Annotated in this window: 16 protein-coding genes; 15 read left to right on the top strand and 1 reads right to left on the bottom strand. The window is 66.1% G+C overall.

The window, feature by feature from the left end; translation table 11 throughout:
- The first annotated feature begins 164 nt into the window (after nt 1-164).
- The 9 genes from tsf to bamA all read left to right on the top strand — a co-directional run bounded on the left by tsf (nt 165) and on the right by bamA (nt 11,058).
- The gene (gene tsf, locus ABQZ09_RS02175) at nt 165-1,043 is read left to right on the top strand and encodes a translation elongation factor Ts (RefSeq protein WP_349775998.1); all 879 of its coding nucleotides are present in this window, start codon (nt 165-167) and stop codon (nt 1,041-1,043) included.
- A gap of 276 nt (nt 1,044-1,319) precedes the next feature.
- A complete protein-coding gene (locus ABQZ09_RS02170) occupies nt 1,320-2,843 on the top strand; it encodes a sensor domain-containing diguanylate cyclase (RefSeq protein WP_184552243.1) in 1,524 nt (507 codons plus the stop codon).
- Nucleotides 2,844-2,949: 106 nt separating this feature from the next.
- Complete coding sequence (gene pyrH, locus ABQZ09_RS02165; protein ID WP_039412029.1) at nt 2,950-3,672, top strand: UMP kinase; 723 nt, start codon at nt 2,950-2,952, stop codon at nt 3,670-3,672.
- 197 nt (nt 3,673-3,869) lie between these two features.
- On the top strand, nt 3,870-4,427 hold the full coding sequence (frr, locus tag ABQZ09_RS02160; protein ID WP_349775997.1) for a ribosome recycling factor: 558 nt from the start codon (nt 3,870-3,872) through the stop codon (nt 4,425-4,427).
- Nucleotides 4,428-4,444: 17 nt separating this feature from the next.
- Nucleotides 4,445-5,206: a polyprenyl diphosphate synthase gene (gene uppS, locus ABQZ09_RS02155; RefSeq protein ID WP_349775996.1), complete on the top strand. Its 762-nt coding sequence runs from the start codon at nt 4,445-4,447 to the stop codon at nt 5,204-5,206.
- Nucleotides 5,203-6,030 carry a phosphatidate cytidylyltransferase gene (locus ABQZ09_RS02150; RefSeq protein WP_349775995.1) on the top strand — a complete coding sequence of 276 codons (828 nt, stop codon included), beginning with the start codon at nt 5,203-5,205 and terminating at the stop codon, nt 6,028-6,030. Before uppS ends, ABQZ09_RS02150 begins: the two co-directional genes overlap by 4 nt.
- 2 nt (nt 6,031-6,032) lie before the next feature.
- Nucleotides 6,033-7,223: a 1-deoxy-D-xylulose-5-phosphate reductoisomerase gene (locus ABQZ09_RS02145; protein WP_349775994.1), complete on the top strand. Its 1,191-nt coding sequence runs from the start codon at nt 6,033-6,035 to the stop codon at nt 7,221-7,223.
- Nucleotides 7,224-7,249: 26 nt separating this feature from the next.
- Entirely contained in the window at nt 7,250-8,608 is a 1,359-nt protein-coding gene (gene rseP, locus ABQZ09_RS02140) for an RIP metalloprotease RseP (RefSeq protein ID WP_349775993.1), read from the top strand.
- Between the two features lie 83 nt (nt 8,609-8,691).
- Nucleotides 8,692-11,058 carry an outer membrane protein assembly factor BamA gene (bamA, locus tag ABQZ09_RS02135; RefSeq protein ID WP_047693624.1) on the top strand — a complete coding sequence of 789 codons (2,367 nt, stop codon included), beginning with the start codon at nt 8,692-8,694 and terminating at the stop codon, nt 11,056-11,058.
- Between the two features lie 80 nt (nt 11,059-11,138).
- On the opposite strand, the gene ABQZ09_RS02130 is transcribed toward bamA, so the two are convergent.
- Complete coding sequence (locus ABQZ09_RS02130; RefSeq protein ID WP_349775992.1) at nt 11,139-11,330, bottom strand: hypothetical protein; 192 nt, start codon at nt 11,328-11,330, stop codon at nt 11,139-11,141.
- 127 nt (nt 11,331-11,457) lie between these two features.
- On the opposite strand from ABQZ09_RS02130, the gene lpxD reads away from it, so the two are divergent.
- From lpxD to dnaE, 6 genes are all read left to right on the top strand, one after another.
- Entirely contained in the window at nt 11,458-12,471 is a 1,014-nt protein-coding gene (gene lpxD, locus ABQZ09_RS02125) for a UDP-3-O-(3-hydroxymyristoyl)glucosamine N-acyltransferase (protein ID WP_349775991.1), read from the top strand.
- Nucleotides 12,468-12,929, top strand: a complete 462-nt coding sequence (gene fabZ / locus ABQZ09_RS02120) for a 3-hydroxyacyl-ACP dehydratase FabZ (RefSeq protein ID WP_349775990.1) — start codon at nt 12,468-12,470, stop codon at nt 12,927-12,929. The genes lpxD and fabZ overlap by 4 nt, the downstream gene beginning before the upstream one ends.
- Nucleotides 12,930-12,953: 24 nt before the next feature.
- Complete coding sequence (gene lpxA, locus ABQZ09_RS02115; protein ID WP_166743297.1) at nt 12,954-13,745, top strand: acyl-ACP--UDP-N-acetylglucosamine O-acyltransferase; 792 nt, start codon at nt 12,954-12,956, stop codon at nt 13,743-13,745.
- A gap of 29 nt (nt 13,746-13,774) precedes the next feature.
- Nucleotides 13,775-15,046: a lipid-A-disaccharide synthase gene (gene lpxB, locus ABQZ09_RS02110; protein ID WP_503018343.1), complete on the top strand. Its 1,272-nt coding sequence runs from the start codon at nt 13,775-13,777 to the stop codon at nt 15,044-15,046.
- Nucleotides 15,043-15,741 carry a ribonuclease HII gene (gene rnhB / locus ABQZ09_RS02105; protein ID WP_349775989.1) on the top strand — a complete coding sequence of 233 codons (699 nt, stop codon included), beginning with the start codon at nt 15,043-15,045 and terminating at the stop codon, nt 15,739-15,741. Before lpxB ends, rnhB begins: the two co-directional genes overlap by 4 nt.
- A 174-nt stretch (nt 15,742-15,915) precedes the next feature.
- Nucleotides 15,916-19,506 (top strand): DNA polymerase III subunit alpha, encoded by a 3,591-nt coding sequence (gene dnaE / locus ABQZ09_RS02100; protein ID WP_349775988.1) that lies wholly within the window; start codon nt 15,916-15,918, stop codon nt 19,504-19,506.
- Nucleotides 19,507-19,640 lie beyond the last annotated feature (134 nt).

Raw genomic sequence — 19,640 nt, 5'->3', positions numbered from 1 at the left:
CATGCAATGCGGCCGCACCATGCTGTGCGGCCGCAGCCCCGGCAGGTCCATCGCGACCCGTCGTACGGGCCACTGAAGACACAACGGGGGCGGCCAGCACGCTGCACCGTCTCCTACTGGCGGAATCCTTTCCGCCGCACGCATTCGTCCAATGAGGTAATCCCGTGGAAATCACTGCTTCCCTGGTCAAGGAACTGCGCGAGCGCACCGGCGCCGGCATGATGGAGTGCAAGAAGGCACTCGTCGAAAACGCTGGCGACATCGACGCCGCTGCCGAATGGCTGCGCAAGTCGGGTCTGGCCAAGGCCGACAAGAAGGCCGACCGCGTTGCCGCCGAAGGCCGCATCGCCACCGCACAGGCCGGCGGCAAGGCCGTGCTGGTCGAAGTCAACTCCGAAACCGACTTCGTCGCCAAGGACGAGAACTTCCTGGCCTTCACCGAGGTCGTGGCCAATGCCGCACTGAACTCGGACGCTGCCGATGCCGAAGCGCTCAAGAGCGTCAAGCTCGACAGCGGCGAGACCATCGAAGAGCGTCGCGCCGCAGTCATCGCCAAGGTCGGCGAGAACCTGCAGGTGCGTCGCCTGGTCCGCATCGACAGCGCCAACAACGTCGCGGCCTACGTGCACGGCGGCCGCATCGGCGTGCTGGTCGAGTTGCAGGGTGGCGACATCGAGCTGGCACGCGGCATCGCCATGCACATCGCGGCGATGAACCCGCCGCACGTCAAGGCGTCCGACGTTCCGGCCGAATTCATTGCCAAGGAAAAGGAAATCGAACTGGCCAAGATGTCCGAAAAGGACAAGTCCAAGCCGGCCGAGATCCTGGAAAAGATCATCAGCGGCAAGATCAGCAAGATCGTCAACGAAGTCACACTGTACGGCCAGCCGTACGTGCTGAACACCGATCAGACCGTCGAGCAGGCCGTCAAGGCCGCCGGTGCGGACGTGATCGGCTTCCAGCGCCTGGCCGTTGGCGAGGGCATCGAGAAGGTGGTGGAAGACTACGCCGCCGAAGTGATGAAGCAGGCCGGCCTGGCCTGATCTTCGCCACATTGCAGAAGGAGCCGCGGCATGCCGCGGCTTTTTTTGTGCCCGTCCTTGCCGCACGGCGGGCCCAGCGCCCGAACCTGAAGCGAACACATCCGGCATGCGGCAAACCGTGCTCGACGCTACAGATCGGTTGACGGGTGCCGCTAAATCCAGATACCGACCAGGTTCTCGACACCCATCGCGCATACGGCGCGGTGATGGCGGGCCATGGCGTGCCCTACTCAACGAACGCAGCTGTATGCTTGCGATCACCGTCGGCGATGACTCATGCAACCAGATCTTCAGGCCGCCCTGCACTACTGCCGCAACCTGCCATCGCCACCTGGCGTTGCGCTGCGCGTGATCGAACTGGCGCAGGACCCGGACGTGGACATGACCACCACGGCGAACGTCATCGGCATGGACATGGCCTTGAGTGCACGCATGCTGCGCGTGGCCAACTCGCCGCTCTACGCCAGCCGCCGCCGCGTCGACAACCTGGGCCAGGCGCTGACCATGCTCGGACTCAATGCCACCCTGAGTCTGGCGCTGGGCTTCTCGATGGTGCACGGCGTGCGCAACACCTTCACCGCCCATCCCCTGCATGAGCACATCTGGCGTCGCGCCGGGTTGTGCGCGCTGGCCAGCCGCATCCTGGGCCAGGCCTATGGCATCCGCAAACCCGAAGAATTGATGCTGGCCGGCCTGCTGCAGGACATCGGCAAGCTGGCGCTGCTGCAAGGTGCGCCCGAGCTGTACGGGCCACTGCTGGAGCAGGCACCGGACAATGCATCGCTACTGGATGCCGAACGCGAACACCTGGGTGCCACCCATGCCGAGGTGGGCGCCTGGCTCGCGCATCAATGGCAATTGCCGCCGTACCTGCAGAATGCGATCGCGCAGAGCGAGGACGAACCGGCGAGCCTGGAGCCGTTCATGGCCTGCGTCGCGCTGTCCGGGCGGCTGGCCGACATCTGGCTCTCCGCAAGCGCCGTCACCGCCACCGAGCGCGCGCAGCGCCAGGCCCAGGACATCCTGGAACTGGATGCCGAGCGCTTCGAGAAAGTGATCGAGCGCATCGCCGAATCGCTGCCCGAGCTGGAAGCGCTGTTCGACATCCGCGTGCCGCAACCCGAGCACATCCAGATGATCTTCGAGCAGGCGCGCGAACTGGCGATGCTGCGCAGCCTGCGCGAGTTGCAGGACGTGGCCGAAGCGCGCCGGCATGCCGACGAATCGGAAAACCGCATGCGCCATCTGGCCGAACAGGCCAGCCGCGACGCATTGACCGGCGTGTTCAACCGCCATCAGCTCGGCACCGCGCTGACGCATGAGTTCGAACTGGCCTCGCGGCAGAGCTGGCCGCTGTCGATCGCCTTCATCGACCTGGACGACTTCAAGCGCGTCAACGATGCGCATGGCCATCTGGTTGGCGATGAGGTGTTGCGCAATTTTGCGCAGACACTGCAACGCATGGTGCGCACCAGCGATCTGGTGGCGCGCTACGGTGGCGAAGAATTCCTGGTGATCCTGCCCAACACGCCGGCCGACGCGGCGCTGATGGTGATCGAGCGCATTCTTGCCGAGACCGCACGCACGCCGATGGCGCAGCTGCAGGGCGGCCCGTTGCATATCACCTTCTCTGCAGGCCTGGCCACGCACGGCGGTATCGAGCGCCAGTTCGAAAGCATCGAGCACCTGCTGCAGGCCGCCGACAGCACGCTGTATCGCTCCAAGCATCGCGGCCGCAACCGTGTCACCGCCTACGATGCGACCGATGTACCGACGCCGCCCAACCCGCGCGCGCACTGAGCAACGCGTCACGTCGCCGCCGACAAAGGAATTTTTACCACGCCCGGGGACAGGCTTCCGCTAGAATTGCCGGCGTTTGCCGTCCCCTACCCCCGAGGCCTCCCCCATGTCCGAACTTTCCTATCGCCGCATCCTTCTCAAACTTTCCGGGGAGGCGCTGATGGGAGACGGGGACTACGGCATCGACCCCAAGGTCATCAATCGCCTGGCCCATGAAGTGATCGAAGCGCAGCAGGCCGGTGCGCAGGTCGCGCTGGTCATCGGTGGCGGCAACATCTTCCGCGGCGCCGGCCTGGCCGCCAGCGGCATGGACCGCGTCACCGGCGATCACATGGGCATGCTGGCCACGGTGATCAATGCGCTGGCGATGCAGGATGCGCTGGAGAAGCTCGGCGCCAAGGTGCGCGTGATGAGCGCGATCAAGATCAACGATGTGTGCGAAGACTTCATCCGCCGCCGCGCCATGCGTCACCTGGAAAAGGGACGCATCGCGATTTTCGCTGCGGGCACCGGCAACCCGTTCTTCACCACCGACTCCGGCGCGGCGCTGCGCGCGATCGAGATCGGCGCCGACCTGCTGCTCAAGGCAACCAAGGTCGACGGCGTATACGATAAGGACCCGAAGAAGCACACCGATGCGGTGCGCTACGACAGCCTGACCTACGACGAAGTTATCCTGCAGGGCCTGGAAGTGATGGACACCGCGGCCTTCGCACTGGCACGCGACAGCGACCTGCCGCTGCGCATCTTCGGCATGAGCGAGCCCGGCGTGCTGCTGCGCATCCTGCGCGGCGAGCAGATCGGCACGCTGGTGCAGGGCCGGAGCTAAGGCTCGGGATTCGGGAGTCGGGATTGGAGAGTCGCAAAGGCACGGCGCGTCGCGTCGTGCAGCCGGCTTCCGACCCGGTGCCCTGCGTGAAAGGGGGGCGGCAAGTGAACCGGCTGCGCGGGTCCTCACGGCCTGCGAGTCGTGAAACCCCAGTCCCGGCTATAATCCCCGGATTCAGCTCCACACGGATTCCGGCGATGCTCACCCAGATCAAACAAGACGCGCAGACGCGCATGACCAAGAGCATCGATGCTCTGCGCCATTCCCTCGCCACCATCCGCACCGGCCGTGCCTCGCCGGCGCTGCTGGACGGTATCAAGGTCAAGGCCTACGGCGCCGACACGCCCCTGAATCAGGTCGCCAGCATCAGCGTCTCCGAAGGCCGCTCGCTGGTCATCAGCCTGTTCGACAAGGGCATGATCAAGGACGTGGAAAAAGCCATCTACGCCTCGGATCTGGGCCTGACCCCGACCGTGGTGGGCACCGTGATCCGCCTGAACCTGCCGCCGCTGACCGAGGAGCGCCGCAAGGAGCTCAGCAAGTCGGTGCATGGCGAAGGCGAAGACAGCAAGGTGGCGATCCGCAACATCCGTCGCGATGCCAACCAGCAGGTCAAGGATCTGCTCAAGGACAAGGCCGTCACCGAAGACGAAGCCCGCAGCGCCGAAGACGACATCCAGAAACTGACCGACAAGGCCATCAAGGACGTGGATGAGGTCGTCAAGGGCAAGGAACAGGAATTGATGACGGTCTGATCGTGGCATCGCCTGCCATGCATCCAGCCCCTCCCTCCGACGCGATACCGCGCCACATTGCCATCATCATGGATGGCAACGGGCGTTGGGCGCAGCGTCGGCGACGTCCGCGCATGATCGGCCATCGCGCCGGTGCGCGGGCGGTCAACCGCACCATCGATTTCTGCCTGGAAAAAGGCGTCAGCGCGCTGACCCTGTTCGCGTTCTCCAGTGAAAACTGGGGCCGCCCGCAGGAAGAAGTGGATGCGCTGATGAAGCTGTTCCTGCACGCGCTGGACCGCGAGGTCGAGGAACTGCAGCGACGCGGCGTGCAGGTGCGTTTCATCGGCGAGCGCAGCCGCTTCGCCGCCCCGTTGCGCGACCGCATGGCAGCAGCCGAACGCAGCACCGCCGGCAACGCGCGGCTGGTGCTGAGCATCGCGGCCAGCTACGGCGGCCGCCAGGACATCGCTGCGGCTGCCCGCGCATTGGCCGAAGAGGTGGCCGCCGGTCGCCTGCAACCGCAGCAGATCGACGAAGCCCTGCTCGCCAGCCGGGTGGCCCTGGCCGATCTGCCGGCGCCGGATCTGTTCATCCGTACCGGCGGTGACACCCGCATCAGCAATTTCCTGCTGTGGCAGCTGGCCTACACCGAGCTGTGGTTCACCGAAACCCTGTGGCCGGAGTTCGATGCCGGCGTCCTGCAGCAGGCGCTGGATGATTACGCCGGGCGCGAACGTCGCTTCGGCCTGACCAGCGCCCAGATCGCCGAGAAGGCGACGGAGACTTCCTCCGCATGACCAAGACCCGCGTGATTGCCGCGTTGATCATGGCGCCGCTCGCCATCTGCGCGATCGTGCTGCTGCCCACGCAATGGCTGGCGGCGCTGGCGGCGGTGCTGTTCCTGACCGGGCTGTGGGAATGGCTCAAGCTCTCCGGCATCGACGACAGCCTGCCGCGTACCGTGCTGCTGATGCTCAACCTGCTGCTGATGGTGCTGATGGTGTGGGCTTCGGCCGGCTCCATGGTGCTGTTCCAGATCGCCGCTCTGGTGGGCGTGGTGTGGTGGGTGCTGGCGCTGCTGTGGCTGCGCTTCTTCACCTTCGGTGCCGATCACGGCAACGGCCAGGCACGCGCGCTCAAGCTGGCCGCCGGCACCCTGGCGGTGCTGCCGGCCTGGGCCGCGCTGGTGCTGCTGCATGCCAACCCGGACAAGGGCAACCTGTGGCTGCTGACCGCGCTGACCATGGTCTGGGCGGCCGACTCAGGCGCGTATTTCGCCGGGCGCACGTTCGGCAAGCACAAGCTGGCGCCGCGCATCAGCCCCAACAAGACCATCGAAGGACTGCTCGGCGGCATGGCCGCCGGTATCGCGGTGGCCTGCGCGTTTGGCTGGCTGGCCGGATTGACCCTGGCACATGTGCCGCAGCTGGTGCTGGTTGCGGCCGTCGCGGTGCTGGCCTCGGTGCTGGGCGACCTGTTCGAGAGCCTGCTCAAGCGCCATGCCGGCGCCAAGGACTCGGGCACGGTGATCCCGGGCCACGGCGGCGTGCTGGATCGTATCGATGGCGTGCTCGCCGCCCTGCCGGTGTTCGCACTCGGCAAGGAAATTCTCGGATTCTAAGCATGGCTGGCTCTTCTCCCCGCCAGGTCGCCGTCTTCGGCGCGACCGGCTCGATCGGCACGTCGGCCCTGGACGTCATCGCCCGCCATCCGGACCGGCTGCGCGCCAGCGTGCTGTCGGCCGGCAGCCAGGTCGATGCCCTGCTGGCGCTGTGCGCCACGCACCGGCCCGCGCATGCGGTGATCGCCGACCAGGCGCTGTACCCGCTACTGCGCGACGGCCTGCGCGCCGCCGGCCTGGCCACCCAGGCGCATGCCGGCACCGCGGCGCTGGACGCACTGGCGGGCAGCGATGCCTGCGATACCGTGGTGGCGGCCATCGTCGGCGCCGCCGGGCTGCCCTCGACCCTGGCAGCCGCGCGCGCCGGCAAGCGCCTGCTGCTGGCCAACAAGGAATCGCTGGTACTGGCCGGCGAGCTGCTGACCCGCACCGCCTCGGCAGCCGGGGCGGAGATCATCCCGATCGACAGCGAGCACAGCGCCATCTTCCAGTGCCTGCGCTCGTGCGATGCCAGCCGCGGCGTACGCCGGGTGATCCTCACCGCCTCTGGCGGCCCGTTCCGGGGCTGGGACCGCACTGCGCTATCGGCCGTGACGCCTGCGCAGGCCGTGGCCCACCCGAAATGGTCGATGGGGCCGAAGATCTCGGTGGATTCGGCCACGCTGATGAACAAGGGCCTGGAAGTCATCGAGGCGCACCACCTGTTCGGACTGCCCGGCGGGCAGATCGATGTACTGGTGCACCCGCAGAGCCTGGTGCATTCGCTGGTCGAGTTCGTCGACGGCTCCACCCTGGCCCAGCTTGGCCTGCCGGACATGCGCACCACCCTGGCCGTCGGTCTGGCCTGGCCGGAACGGGTCGACTCCGGGGTGGCGGGACTGGACCTGCTCCAGCAGGGCCGGCTGGATTTCGAAGCGCCCGACACCGCGGCCTTCCCCTGCCTGCGGCTGGCCTGGGAGGCCTTGCGTGCTGGCGGAACCGCCCCGGCCATCCTGAACGCGGCCAACGAAGTGGCTGTTTCAGCGTTTCTTCAGGGCCGGATAGGTTTCCTAGCGATCCCAGCGTTGGTCGAACACACGCTGACAACGCTTCCGCGGCACAATGCCGACACCCTCGACATCCTCCTTTCTGCCGACGCGCAAGCACGGCAGATCACCGAACGCGCCCTCGCCCACCACGCCTTTCATGCCTGACCGAACCACGCAACCGAGTTGCATCCATGGGTGATTTCATCGGTTCGGTCTGGTGGATGATCGTCAGCCTGGGTGTGCTGGTGACCTTCCACGAATTCGGCCACTTCTGGGTCGCACGCCGGTGTGGCGTCAAGGTGCTGCGGTTCTCCGTGGGCTTCGGCAAGCCGCTGTGGATGCGTCGCGACCGGCACGGTACCGAGTTCGTGGTGGCGGCCATTCCGCTGGGCGGCTACGTCAAGATGCTCGACGAGCGCGAAGGCGACGTGCACCCGGCCGAGCAGGATCAGGCATTTAATCGCAAGACCGTGTGGCAGCGCATCGCCATCGTGGCCGCCGGCCCGATCGCCAACCTGCTGCTGTGCATGGCGATGCTGTGGGCGATGTTCGTGGTCGGCAAGCAGGATTATTCGGCCACTGTCGGCCGCGTCGACGGCCTGGCCGCCGAGGCCGGGCTGACCCCGGGCGAGCGTATCGTGCGCATCGATGGCCGCAGCGTGAGCAGCTGGAGCGATGCCAGCATGCAGCTCACCACCGCGGCGATGGACCGGCGCGACATCCAGGTACTCACCGCCACCGAGGGCGCCGGCAACAGCGAGCACACCTTGCGCCTGTCGCAGCTGCCGGTCGGCTTCGACGAGCACCGGGTGGCCTCGCTGGCCGGGATCGGCTGGCAGTTCATGCTGCAGCCGCCGGTGATCGCCGAGGTGGTGCCCGGCTCGGTCGCCGACGGGCTGCTCAAGCCGGGCGACCGTATCGTGGCCATCGACAGCCAGCCGATCCGCTCGGCCGAGGACATCATTCCGCAGGTGCAGGCGCTGGGCGAGCACGGCGGCCCGGGCATGATCGAGGTGGCGCGCAAGGGCGAACAGGGCGAAGACCGCCTGGCGCTGGAGATTGCCCCGCGCAAGTCGCCGCAGGGCCAGTGGATGATCGGTATCCGCCCGGCCGCCGCGCCCGCCCCGGAGTACGACAGCCGCCAGCAGTACGGCCTGTTTGCCGCGGTGCCGGCCGCGATCCGCGAAACCGGGCGGATGAGCGCCGATTCGCTGGGCATGATGAAGCGCATGCTGACCGGCCAGGCCTCGGTCAAGAACATCTCCGGCCCGGTCACCATCGCGCGCGCCGCCAATGCCTCGGCCGAACGCGGGCTCGACTGGTTCCTGTATTTCCTGGGCCTGCTGTCGCTGAGCCTTGCGATCATCAACCTGATGCCCATCCCGATCTTGGACGGTGGGCATCTGCTGTATTACCTTATTGAGTTGGTCAAGGGCAGCCCGATCAGCGAACGGGCCATGATTGCCGGGCAATACGTCGGCCTGGCGGTCCTGGCCGGGCTGATGGGACTGGCGTTCTACAACGACATCCTTGGCCTGGTTCCACGATGAAACTGCTCCACTCTTTCCGCCTGTTGTCGTCGTCATACGCCGGCACCCAGCAACACCTGAAATCGACTCCAACCGGATGTGACATGACGCGTCTTCCCACTCGCCGCCTGCTTGCCCTCGCTCTTGCCGCCGGCCTCAGCCTGCCAGCCGTTGCCCTGGCCGCCGAGCCGTTCGTTGCCAGCGACATCCGCGTCGACGGCCTGCAGCGCATCGCTTCGGGCACCGTGTTCACCTATCTGCCGGTGAACCGTGGCGACACCGTGGACGATGCCAAGGTGGCCGACTCGATCCGCGCGCTGTACCGCACCGGCTTCTTCGAGGACGTGCAGCTGGACCGCCAGGGCAACATCCTGGTGATCACGGTCAAGGAACGCCCGGCGATCAACAAGCTCACCGTGACCGGCAACAAGGACATCAAGTCCGAGGAGCTGCTCAAGGGCCTGGGCGACATCGGCCTGACCGAGGGCGGCACCTTCGACCGCCTGAGCCTGGACCGCGTGACCCAGGAACTGACCCGCCAGTACAACAACCGCGGCAAGTACAACGTCGAGATCACCCCTACGGTGAGCCCGCTGGACCGCAACCGCGTGGACGTGGCGATTGCGATCAAGGAAGGCAAGGCCGCCAAGATCCGCCACGTCAACCTAATCGGTACGGAAAAGTTCGCCAACGAGGACATCCTGGAAAACTGGGAGTCCAAGGAGCACAACTGGGCCTCGTGGTACCGCCGCGACGACCAGTACTCCAAGGAAAAGATGTCCGGCGACCTGGAAAAGCTCAATTCCTGGTACCTGGACCGCGGCTATGTGGACTTCAGCATCGACTCCACCCAGGTGTCGATCAGCCCCGACAAGCGCGACATGTTCGTCAGCGCCGGCGTCACCGAGGGCGAGCAGTACAAGATTTCCGAGATCAAGGTCACGGGCGATACCGTGCTGCCGCAGGCAGACATCGAGCGCCTGGTGATCCCCAAGGCCGGCGACATCTTCTCGCGCGCGCTGCTCGAATACACCTCCGATGCGATCACCAACACGCTCAGCAACGTCGGCTACGCGTTCGCCAAGGTCAATCCGATCCCGACCCCGAACCGCGAGGACCGCACCGTTGCGGTGAATCTGCAGGTGGTGCCCGGCCCGCGCGTGACCGTGCGCCGCATCCTCTACAAGGGCAATAGCCGCACCTCGGACGAAGTCTTGCGCCGCGAGATGCGCCAGTTCGAAAACACCTGGTACTCGCAGGCCGCGATCGACCGTTCCAAGATCCGTCTGCAGCGCCTGGGCTACTTCGAGTCGGTGAACGTGGAAACCCCTGCGGTGCCCGGTAGCAACGACCAGGTGGACGTGATCTATGACGTCAAGGAAACCACCTCGGGCAGCTTCGTGTTCGGCCTGGGCTTCTCGCAGGCCTTCGGTGTGACCACCTCGGTGCAGTTGTCGCAGAACAACTTCCTGGGCGGTGGTAATCGTGTGGCAGTGGAAGCGTCGCGAAGCACCTTCCAGCAGCGTTATGCGTTCTCCTACACCAACCCGTTCTTTACCGATGACGGCGTGTCGCTGGGCTACAACCTGTCGTGGCGTTCGCTGGACTACTCGGACTTCAACACGGCGCAGTTCAACAGCAAGAACGGCTCGGCGCAGGTGGTGTTCGGCGTGCCGATCACCGAGAACGACACCGTCTCGGCGATGGTCGGCATCGACAGCAACCAGATCACCACCTTTCCCGGCACCACGCCGCAGGCCATCGTCGATTACATCGATGCAATCGGCACGCGCACCTTCCACGCCTGGCGTACGGAGTTGGGCTGGGCGCGCGACACCCGCAACGACTTCTTCATGCCGACGCGCGGCCTGTACCAGCGCGTGGGCCTGGAAACCACCCTGCCGGGCTCGACGGTCGAGTATTACAAGCTCAATTACCAGATCTCGAACTACTGGCCGATCATTCCGGCGCTGGTGTTGAACACCCGCTTCGAGCTGGGCTACGGCGACAGCTATGGCAATGACAGTACCCGCGTGGTGGCAGGCCCAAATGGCACCTCGCGCACCATCACCGCGACCGGCCTGCCGTTCTACGAGAACTTCTACGCCGGCGGTACCAACTCGGTGCGCGGCTTTGAAGACAATACCTTGGGCCCGCGTTCGGAGCCGATCAACGGCTTCAATCGCGGTCAGCCGCTGGGTGGCTCGTTCAAGACCGTCGGCTCGGTGGAAATGTATTTCCCGAAGCTGTTCGACAGCCCGTCGGCCCGCGTGTCGGCGTTCTTCGATTTCGGTAACGTCTACAGCGGCGTCGACAACTTCAAGGCCAACGAACTGCGCGCCTCCACCGGTGTGGCGCTGTTGTGGCGCGCCCCGGTCGGCCCCATCTCGATCAGCTACGCGTTCCCGCTGAAGAAGGAAGACAACGACGAGATCGAGCGCCTGCAGTTCACCTTCGGCGGTCAGTTCTAAGAGACGTGAGCACAACAATGGCGGCCCGATATCTCGGGCCGCCATTGTTTGTTTAGGAACCGCTGGATCCTGCGCAGCTTTTAGCGGTAGCTATCCCAAACGGTGCTCAGGCAGGTGTAGGTGGCGCTCCAGTCGGACGCATCGACGCAGGCAATTTGCTGATCCCAGAAGCTATGCGCCTGGGCACGCTGATCGGCGAAGTCATCGGCCGATGCGGTGGTCACGGCGGCAAGCAGGAGCAGGCTTCCGACAATGGAGAGGGCAGTTTTCATATGCTTCTTCCTAGGTTCGCCGCACGATTGCGACCTGCGAAGAGATACGCCTGCATGTTTGGCAACTCTTTGGTCGGGTTTTTTTCCGTAAAAACAGCCACCTAATGTTTACGCGAGGTTCACCCTGATGCACTTGACCGCCAGTGCGATTGCCGAACAGTTTGGCTTGACCGTCGTCGGCGACGGCACCACCGAAGTCACCAGTGTCGCCACCCTGGCCCATGCCGGCGCGGGGCAGCTGAGCTTCCTGTCCAACCCGCGCTATCGCCCGCAGCTGGCCGAGACCCAGGCCGCAGTGGTGGTGGTGCGCGCCGACGATGCCGAGGCAGCCAAGGGCACCGCCCTGGTCGCCAAGGACCCGTACACCGCGTTCGCCAAGATCGCCGCGCTGTTCGACGTGGCGCAGGTACGCGCGCCCGGCATCCATGCATCGGCAGTGATCGACCCCACCGCGCAAGTCTCGCCGGGCGCCCATGTCGGCCCGTTCGTCAGCATCGGTGCGCGCAGCCGCGTGGGCGATGGCTGCGTGATCGGCACCGGCAGCATCATCGGCGAGGACTGCGTGGTGGACGACGGCAGCGAACTGCTGGCCCGGGTCACCCTGGTCACGCGCGTGCGGCTGGGCAAGCGCGTGCGGATCCACCCCGGCGCGGTGATCGGCGCCGACGGCTTCGGCCTGGCGATGGATGCCGGCCACTGGATCAAGGTGCCGCAGCTTGGCGGGGTGGTGATCGGCGACGATTGCGAGATCGGCGCCAACACCTGTATCGACCGCGGCGCACTGGAAGACACCGTGCTGGAAGAAGACGTCCGCGTGGATAACCTGGTGCAGATCGCGCATAACTGCCGCATCGGCGCGCACAGCGCGATTGCCGGCTGCACCGGCATTGCCGGCAGCGCCAAAATCGGCCGCTACTGCCTGCTCGGCGGGCACGTCGGCGTGGTCGGCCACCTGGAGATCTGCGACAAGGTGGTGATCACCGGCAAGTCGGTGGTACGCAATTCCATTCACGAGCCGGGCGAGTATTCGTCCGGCACCCCTCTCACCGACAATCGCACGTGGCGCAAGAATGCCGCGCGCTTCAAACAACTCGATGCGCTGGCAAGGCGCATCCTGGCTGTGGGCAAGGAGAACGCATGAGTCACCCCGTTTACGAGCTGCCGATCGACGTCAACCAGATCCAGACGCTGATTCCGCACCGCTACCCGTTCCTGCTGATCGACCGGGTCATCGAACTGGACCTGCAGGCCAAGCGCATCGTCGGGCAGAAGAACGTCAGCATCAACGAGCCGTTCTTTCAGGGCCACTTCCCGACCCGTCCGGTGATGCCGGGCGTGTTGATCATCGAAGCGCTGGCGCAGGCCGGCGGCGTGATGACCCAGCTCGGCCTGGGGCGCGATGCGCTGTCCAAGCTGTTCTACATGGTCAAGGTCGACAACGCGCGCTTCAACAAGCAGGTGGTGCCGGGCGACGTGCTGATCCTGGAAGTGCAGATGAAGCGCCTGATCCGCAACATGGGATGCTATTACGGCGAGGCCAAGGTCAACGGCGAAATCGTGGCCAGCGCGGAAGTCATGTGCGCCGGCGCCAAGGAATAATCCGCTTTTTGGAGGTGAGACACGATGCGTGATCAAGCACCCTTGATTCATCCCACCGCCGTCATCGATCCCTCGGCGCAGCTGGCCAGCGATGTGCGCGTCGGCGCGTTCTCGCTGATCGGCGCGGACGTGGAGATCGGCGCCGGCACCGAGGTGGGGCCGCATTGCTCGATCCATGGCCCGACCCGGATCGGCCGCAACAACCGCTTCATCGGGCATGCGGCCATCGGCGGCGAGCCACAGGACAAGAAGTACGCCGGCGAACGCACCGAGCTGGTGATCGGCGACGGCAACGTGATCCGCGAGTTCGTCACCATCAACCGCGGCACCGGCGGCGGCGGCGGCATCACCGTTGTCGGCAACGACAACTGGATGCTGGCCTATACCCACGTGGCGCACGACTGCCATGTCGGCAACCACTGCGTGTTCTCCAACAACACCACCCTGGCCGGCCACGTCACCGTGGGCGACTACGTGATCATCAGCGGCTTTGCCGGCGCGCACCAGTTTTGCCGCATCGGTGCGCATGCCTTCCTGGGCATGGGCGCACTGACCAACGGCGACGTGCCGCCGTTCACCATGGTCGGCAGCGAATCGCTGGGCCGCCCGCGCGGCATCAACAGCGAAGGGCTCAAGCGCCGCGGCTTCGACGCCGAGCGCATCACCGCGATCAAGCGTGCCTACCGCACGCTGTACGTGGCCGGCTTGCCGCTGGCCGACGCCAAGCTGCAGCTGGCCGAACAGGCCAAGAGCAGCGACGATGTGCGCGGCATGCTCGAGTTCATCGACGCAGCAGAACGGCCGTTGTTGCGATGAACGCCGGGATTCGGGATTCGGGATTGGGGATGGAAAGCATCCCCACCAGACCGGGCCAAGTCGTGCACGACGCGCTAGCCAATCCCCAATCCCCAATCTCCAATCTCCGCTCTCCGCGTATCGCGTTGATCGCCGGCGAAGCCTCCGGCGACATCCTCGGTGCGGGGCTGATCGAGCAGCTGCGGCTGCGCTATCCGAAAGCCGAATTTGTCGGCATCGGCGGCGATGCGATGCGTGGCGTCGGGTGCCAGACCTGGTTCGATGCCAGCGAGCTGGCGGTGATGGGCCTGACCGAAGTGCTGCGCCATCTGCCGCGCCTGCTCAAGCTGCGCAGCGCGTTCCGGGAGCGCGTGCTGGCGTGGAAGCCGGATGTATTCATCGGCATCGATGCACCGGATTTCAATCTGCCGGTGGAGCGCTGGCTCAAGCAGCGCGGCATCAAGACCGTGCATTACGTCAGCCCCTCGGTGTGGGCGTGGCGCGAGAAGCGCGCCGAGAAGATCGGCGTCAGTGCCGACCTGGTGCTGTGCCTGTTCCCGATGGAGCCGCCGATCTACGCCAGGCACGGCGTGGATGCGCGCTTCGTCGGCCACCCGATGGCCGACGATATCGCCTACCAGGCCGACCGCGAGGCCGCGCGCGCCAAGCTCGGCATCTCCGCGTCCAGCACCGTGCTGGCCGTGTTGCCCGGCAGCCGGCATGGCGAGATCAGCCGGCTCGGCAACACCTTTTTTCAGGCCGCCTGGCTGGTCTCCGAGCATCTGCACAACCTGCATGTACTGGTACCCGCGGCCAACCCCGGCTGCAAGCAAGTGCTGGCCGAGCAGCTCTCGCGTTCGTCGCTGCCGGTGCTGCGCTCGCACCTGCTCGACGGCCAGGCGCGCACCGCCATGCTGGCCGCCGACGTGGTGCTGCTGGCCTCCGGCACCGCCACACTGGAAGCCATGCTGGTCAAGCGCCCGATGGTGGTCGGCTACAAGGTCGCGCCGCTGACCTACCGCATCGTCAAGACGCTGGGCCTGCTCAAGGTCAACCGCTACGCCTTGCCCAACATCCTGGCCAACGACGACCTGGCCCCGGAGCTGATGCAGGACGACTGCACGCCCGAGCGGCTGTGCGTCGCCCTGCTCGACTGGTTCAAGCACCCCGAGAAGGTCGCCGCCCTGCAACCGCGCTACCTGGCCCTGCACGCCGAACTGCGCCGCGACGCCTCGGCGCGCGCGGCTGACGCGGTGGCGGAGCTGCTGGAGGACCGGGATTCGGGAGTGGGGATTCGGGATTCGTCAGGAGCAACGGCATGACCGACCTCCGCCAGCCGCCCTTGTTTGGCCAATCCCAAATCCCAAATGCCGAATCCCGGATGTTGACCGCCGGCGTCGACGAAGCTGGCCGCGGCCCGCTCGCTGGTCCCGTCGCAGTGGCAGCGGTGGTGTTCGACCCCGGCAAGCCGCGCATCAACGGGCTGGACGATTCCAAGCAGCTCACCGCCGAACGGCGCGAGCAGCTGTATGCGCGCATCATCGACCGTGCGCTGGCGTGGTCGGTGGTGCTGATCGACAGCGAAGAGATCGACCGCATCAATATCTACCAGGCGACCATGCTCGGCATGCGCCGGGCGGTGGAAGGCGTGGCGCACGTGGCCGGATTTGCGCGCATCGACGGCAACCGGGTGCCCAAGGGGCTGCCCTGCCCGGCCGAGGCCCTGATTGGCGGGGATGCCATCGACCGCGCCATCATGGCGGCCTCGATCGTGGCCAAGGTCACCCGCGACCGCCTGATGCACGAATTGCACGCGCAACACCCGGAATACCGCTTCGACCAGCACAAGGGCTACAGCACCCCGATCCATCTGGCCGCGCTGCAAAGCCACGGGCCCTGCCCGCACCATCGGCGCAGCTTTGCGCCGGTGCGGTTGGCGCTGGAAGGCCGGGACCCGGGACCCGGGACCGGGGACCCGGAACAGCTGCGGATCGTGCAACACGCCGGCGCCGTCTAGGCACGGACCGGCGCCCCACCGCCCGTGCAGGAAGCGATGCGCGGGCTTTCAACCAGGCGATCCACCGCTGTTCCGGGTCCCCGGTCCCGGGTCCCGGGTCCCGCCGCCCACCTGTCAAGCCTTGTTCGCCTTCGCCCCCGCCGGTACCCTGACCGCGCATTATTCCGGTCTCGCATGTCCACTTCCCGCTTCGTCCATCTGCACGTCCACACCGAGTTCTCGCTGGCGGATTCCACCATCCGTGTGCCCGAGAAACCGGATCAGGCTGACCCGAAAAAGGCCAAGCAGGCCAACCTGCTGAGCCGGGCGGTCGAGCTCGACATGCCCGCGTTGGCAGTCACCGACCTCAACAACCTGTTCGCGCTGGTCAAGTTCTACAAGGCCGCCGAAGGCGTGGGCGTCAAGCCGATTGCCGGCGCCGACGTGATGATCGCCACGCCGGACATGACGCCGTGGCGCATGACCCTGTTGTGCCGCGACCGCGAAGGCTACCTGAGCCTGTCGCGGCTGCTGACGCGCGCCTGGATGGAAGGCCACCGCCCTGAAGGCGGGGTGGCGATCCATCCGGAATGGCTGCAGGCCGGGCACGCCAACCTGTTCGCGCTGGCCGGCCGCGACAGCCTGGCCGGGCGCCTGTTCAACGAGGGCCGCGCGGATCTTGCCGAGCAGCAGCTGGCCGACTGGCAGCGCGTGTTCGGCGATGGCCTGCATCTGGAACTGACCCGCACCGGCCGCGAGGGCGAGGAGCGCTTCAACCAGTTCGCGCTGCATGCCGCCGGCGTGCGCGGGCTGCCGGTGGTGGCCAGCAACGATGTGCGTTTTTTGTACGCCAGCGACTTCAACGCGCACGAAGCGCGCGTGTGCATTTCGTCGGGCCGCGTGCTCGACGACCCCAAGCGCCCGCGTGACTACAGCGACCAGCAGTACATGAAGTCCAGCGAGGAGATGGCGGCGCTGTTCGCCGACATCCCCGACGCCATCGACAACACGCTGGCGCTGGCGCAACGCTGCAACATCGAGATGCGCCTGGGCACCTACTTCCTGCCCGCCTACCCGGTGCCGGACGACGAGACGCTGGACAGCTGGATCCGCAGCCAGTCGCGCGACGGTCTGGCCGCACGCCTGGAAAAGAACCCGATCGCACCGGGCAAGACCCGCCAGGACTACGTGGACCGGCTCGAATTCGAGCTGGACACCATCATCAAGATGGGCTTCCCCGGCTACTTCCTGATCGTGGCCGACTTCATCCAGTGGGGAAAGAACCAGGGCATTCCAATCGGCCCGGGCCGCGGTTCCGGTGCCGGTTCGCTGGTGGCCTGGGCGCTGCAGATCACCGACCTGGACCCGCTGCCGTACAACCTGCTGTTCGAGCGCTTCTTGAACCCCGAGCGCGTGTCGATGCCCGACTTCGACATCGACTTCTGCATGGACCGGCGCGACGAAGTCATCGACTACGTGGCGCGCAAGTACGGCCGCGAGCGCGTCAGCCAGATCATCACCTACGGCACCATGGCCGCCAAGGCGGTGGTGCGCGATGCCGGGCGCGTGCTCGGCTTCACCTACGGTCTGGTGGATAGCGTTGCCAAGCTGATCCCCAACATCCTGGGCATCACGCTCAAGGATGCGATGGGCGAAGGCAAGGATTCGGAGATGGCCTCGCCGGACCTGATCCAGCGCTACCAGGTCGAAGACGATGTGCGCGACCTGATGGATCTGGCGCGCCAGCTCGAAGACCTCACCCGCAACGCCGGCAAGCACGCCGGCGGCGTGGTGATCGCGCCCGAACCGCTCTCCGAGTTCTGCCCGCTGTTCGCCGAACACGACGAAGACGGCCGCGGCAAGAACCCGGTGACCCAGTTCGACAAGGACGACGTCGAAGCGGTGGGCCTGGTGAAGTTCGACTTCCTCGGCCTGCGCACGCTGACCATCATCGATTGGGCGGTCAAGGCGATCAATGTGCGCCATGCGCGCGCCGGCATCGACCCGGTCGATATCACCACCATTCCGCTGGACGACGTGCCCACCTACAAGGGCGTGTTCGCCTCGGGCAATACCGGTGCGGTGTTCCAGTTCGAATCCTCGGGCATGCGCCGCCTGCTCAAGGACGCACGCCCTGACCGCTTCGAAGACCTGATCGCGCTGGTGTCGCTGTATCGCCCCGGCCCGATGGACCTGATCCCGGACTTCAACGCGCGCAAGCACGGCCAGCAGGAGATCGTGTATCCCGATCCGCGCACCGAAGTCATCCTGAAAGACACCTACGGCATCATGGTGTACCAGGAGCAGGTGATGCAGATGGCGCAGATCGTCGGCGATTATTCGCTGGGCGGCGCGGACCTGCTGCGTCGCGCGATGGGCAAGAAGGTGCCGGCCGAAATGGCCAAGCACCGCGAAATCTTCCGCGAAGGTGCAGCCAAGGGCGGCGTGAGCGCGGCCAAGGCCGACGAAATCTTCGATTTGATGGAGAAGTTCGCCGGCTACGGTTTCAACAAGTCGCACGCCGCCGCCTACGCGTTGGTCAGCTACCAGACCGCGTGGCTGAAACGGCATTACCCGGCCGAGTTCATGGCCGCCACGCTGTCCTCGGACATGGACAACACCGACAAGGTGGTGGGCTTCCTGGACGAGGTGCGCAACCTCGGCCTCACCGTCAAGCCGCCGCGCGTCAACGAATCGGCCTACCAGTTCGAGGCCGCCAGCCCGGACACCATTCAATACGGGCTGGGCGCGATCAAGGGCGTCGGCCAGGGCGCGTGCGAAGCCATCGTCGAAGAACGCCGGCGCGGCGGCCCGTACACCACGCTACTGGATTTCTGCACGCGCGTGGGCACCGCCAAGCTCAACCGGCGCACGCTGGAAGCGATGATCAATGCCGGCGCGATGGATGGCCTGGGCAAGAACCGCGCCTCGCTGATGCTGCAGTTGCCTGAGGTGATGAAGGCCACCGAGCAGATGGCGCGCGAACGCGCCTCCGGTCAGAACTCGCTGTTCGGCGGGCCCGACCCGAGCGCGCCGGCGATGCGCCTGGACCTGCCCGAAAGCAAGGAATGGCCGTTGGGCCAACTGCTCACCGGCGAGCGCGAAACGCTGGGCTTCTACCTCAGCGGGCATCCGTTCGATCCGCACCGCGAAGAAGTCCGCGAGCTGGTCGGTTGCGACCTGGGCGCGCTGGAAAAGATTCTTGCCTCGCAACAACGTGGCGGCGGCGGTGGTGGCGGCGACGGCGAAAAACGCGCCTGGCGCCCGGAAGTCAGTGCGATCCTGGCTGGCCAGGTGGTCGGGGTGCGCCGCAAGGGCGACAGCCAGGTGTTCGTGCAGCTCGAAGACGGCCGTGGCCGGGTGGAGTGCAGCGCGTTCTCCGATGCGATGGCCGAGTTCGGCCACCTGCTCACCCGCGACCGCATCCTGATCGTCAAGGGCGGCCTGCGAGAGGACGAATTCAACGGCGGCTACAGCCTGCGCATCCGCCAGTGCTGGGACTACGAGCAGATCTGCGCCGACCATGCACAGCGCCTGTCATTGCGCCTGGACCTGCGCGAGAGGCAGGCCTTCAAGCGCATCGACGCGCTGCTGGCCAAGCACCGCCCCGGCAAGACCCCCCTGCGCCTGGACCTGCTGCTGCGCGCCCCCAGCGGCGGGGTGGCCGGCATGCTCGACCTCAACGGCAACCACTCGGTGCGCATCGACCAGCAGCTGATGGACAGCCTGCGCGCCGACCCGGCGGTGCGGACGGTGAAGATCAAGTACAGCCCGCCATGGGCCTGAGGGGCCGGGATTTGGCATTCGGGAATGGGGATTCGCTACGGCAGTCTACTGACGCGTCGAGGCCATGACGGTGCTCTTGCGAATCCCGAATCCCGAATCCCCAATCCCCAATCCCCAATCCCGGCCGTGCAACC

The sequence above is a fragment of the Xanthomonas sp. WHRI 6106 genome (genome assembly GCF_040202405.1).
Taxonomy (GTDB): domain Bacteria; phylum Pseudomonadota; class Gammaproteobacteria; order Xanthomonadales; family Xanthomonadaceae; genus Xanthomonas; species Xanthomonas cannabis.
The sequence above is the reverse complement of the archived record's forward strand: the minus strand, read 5'-3'. Positions and strand labels throughout refer to the sequence as shown.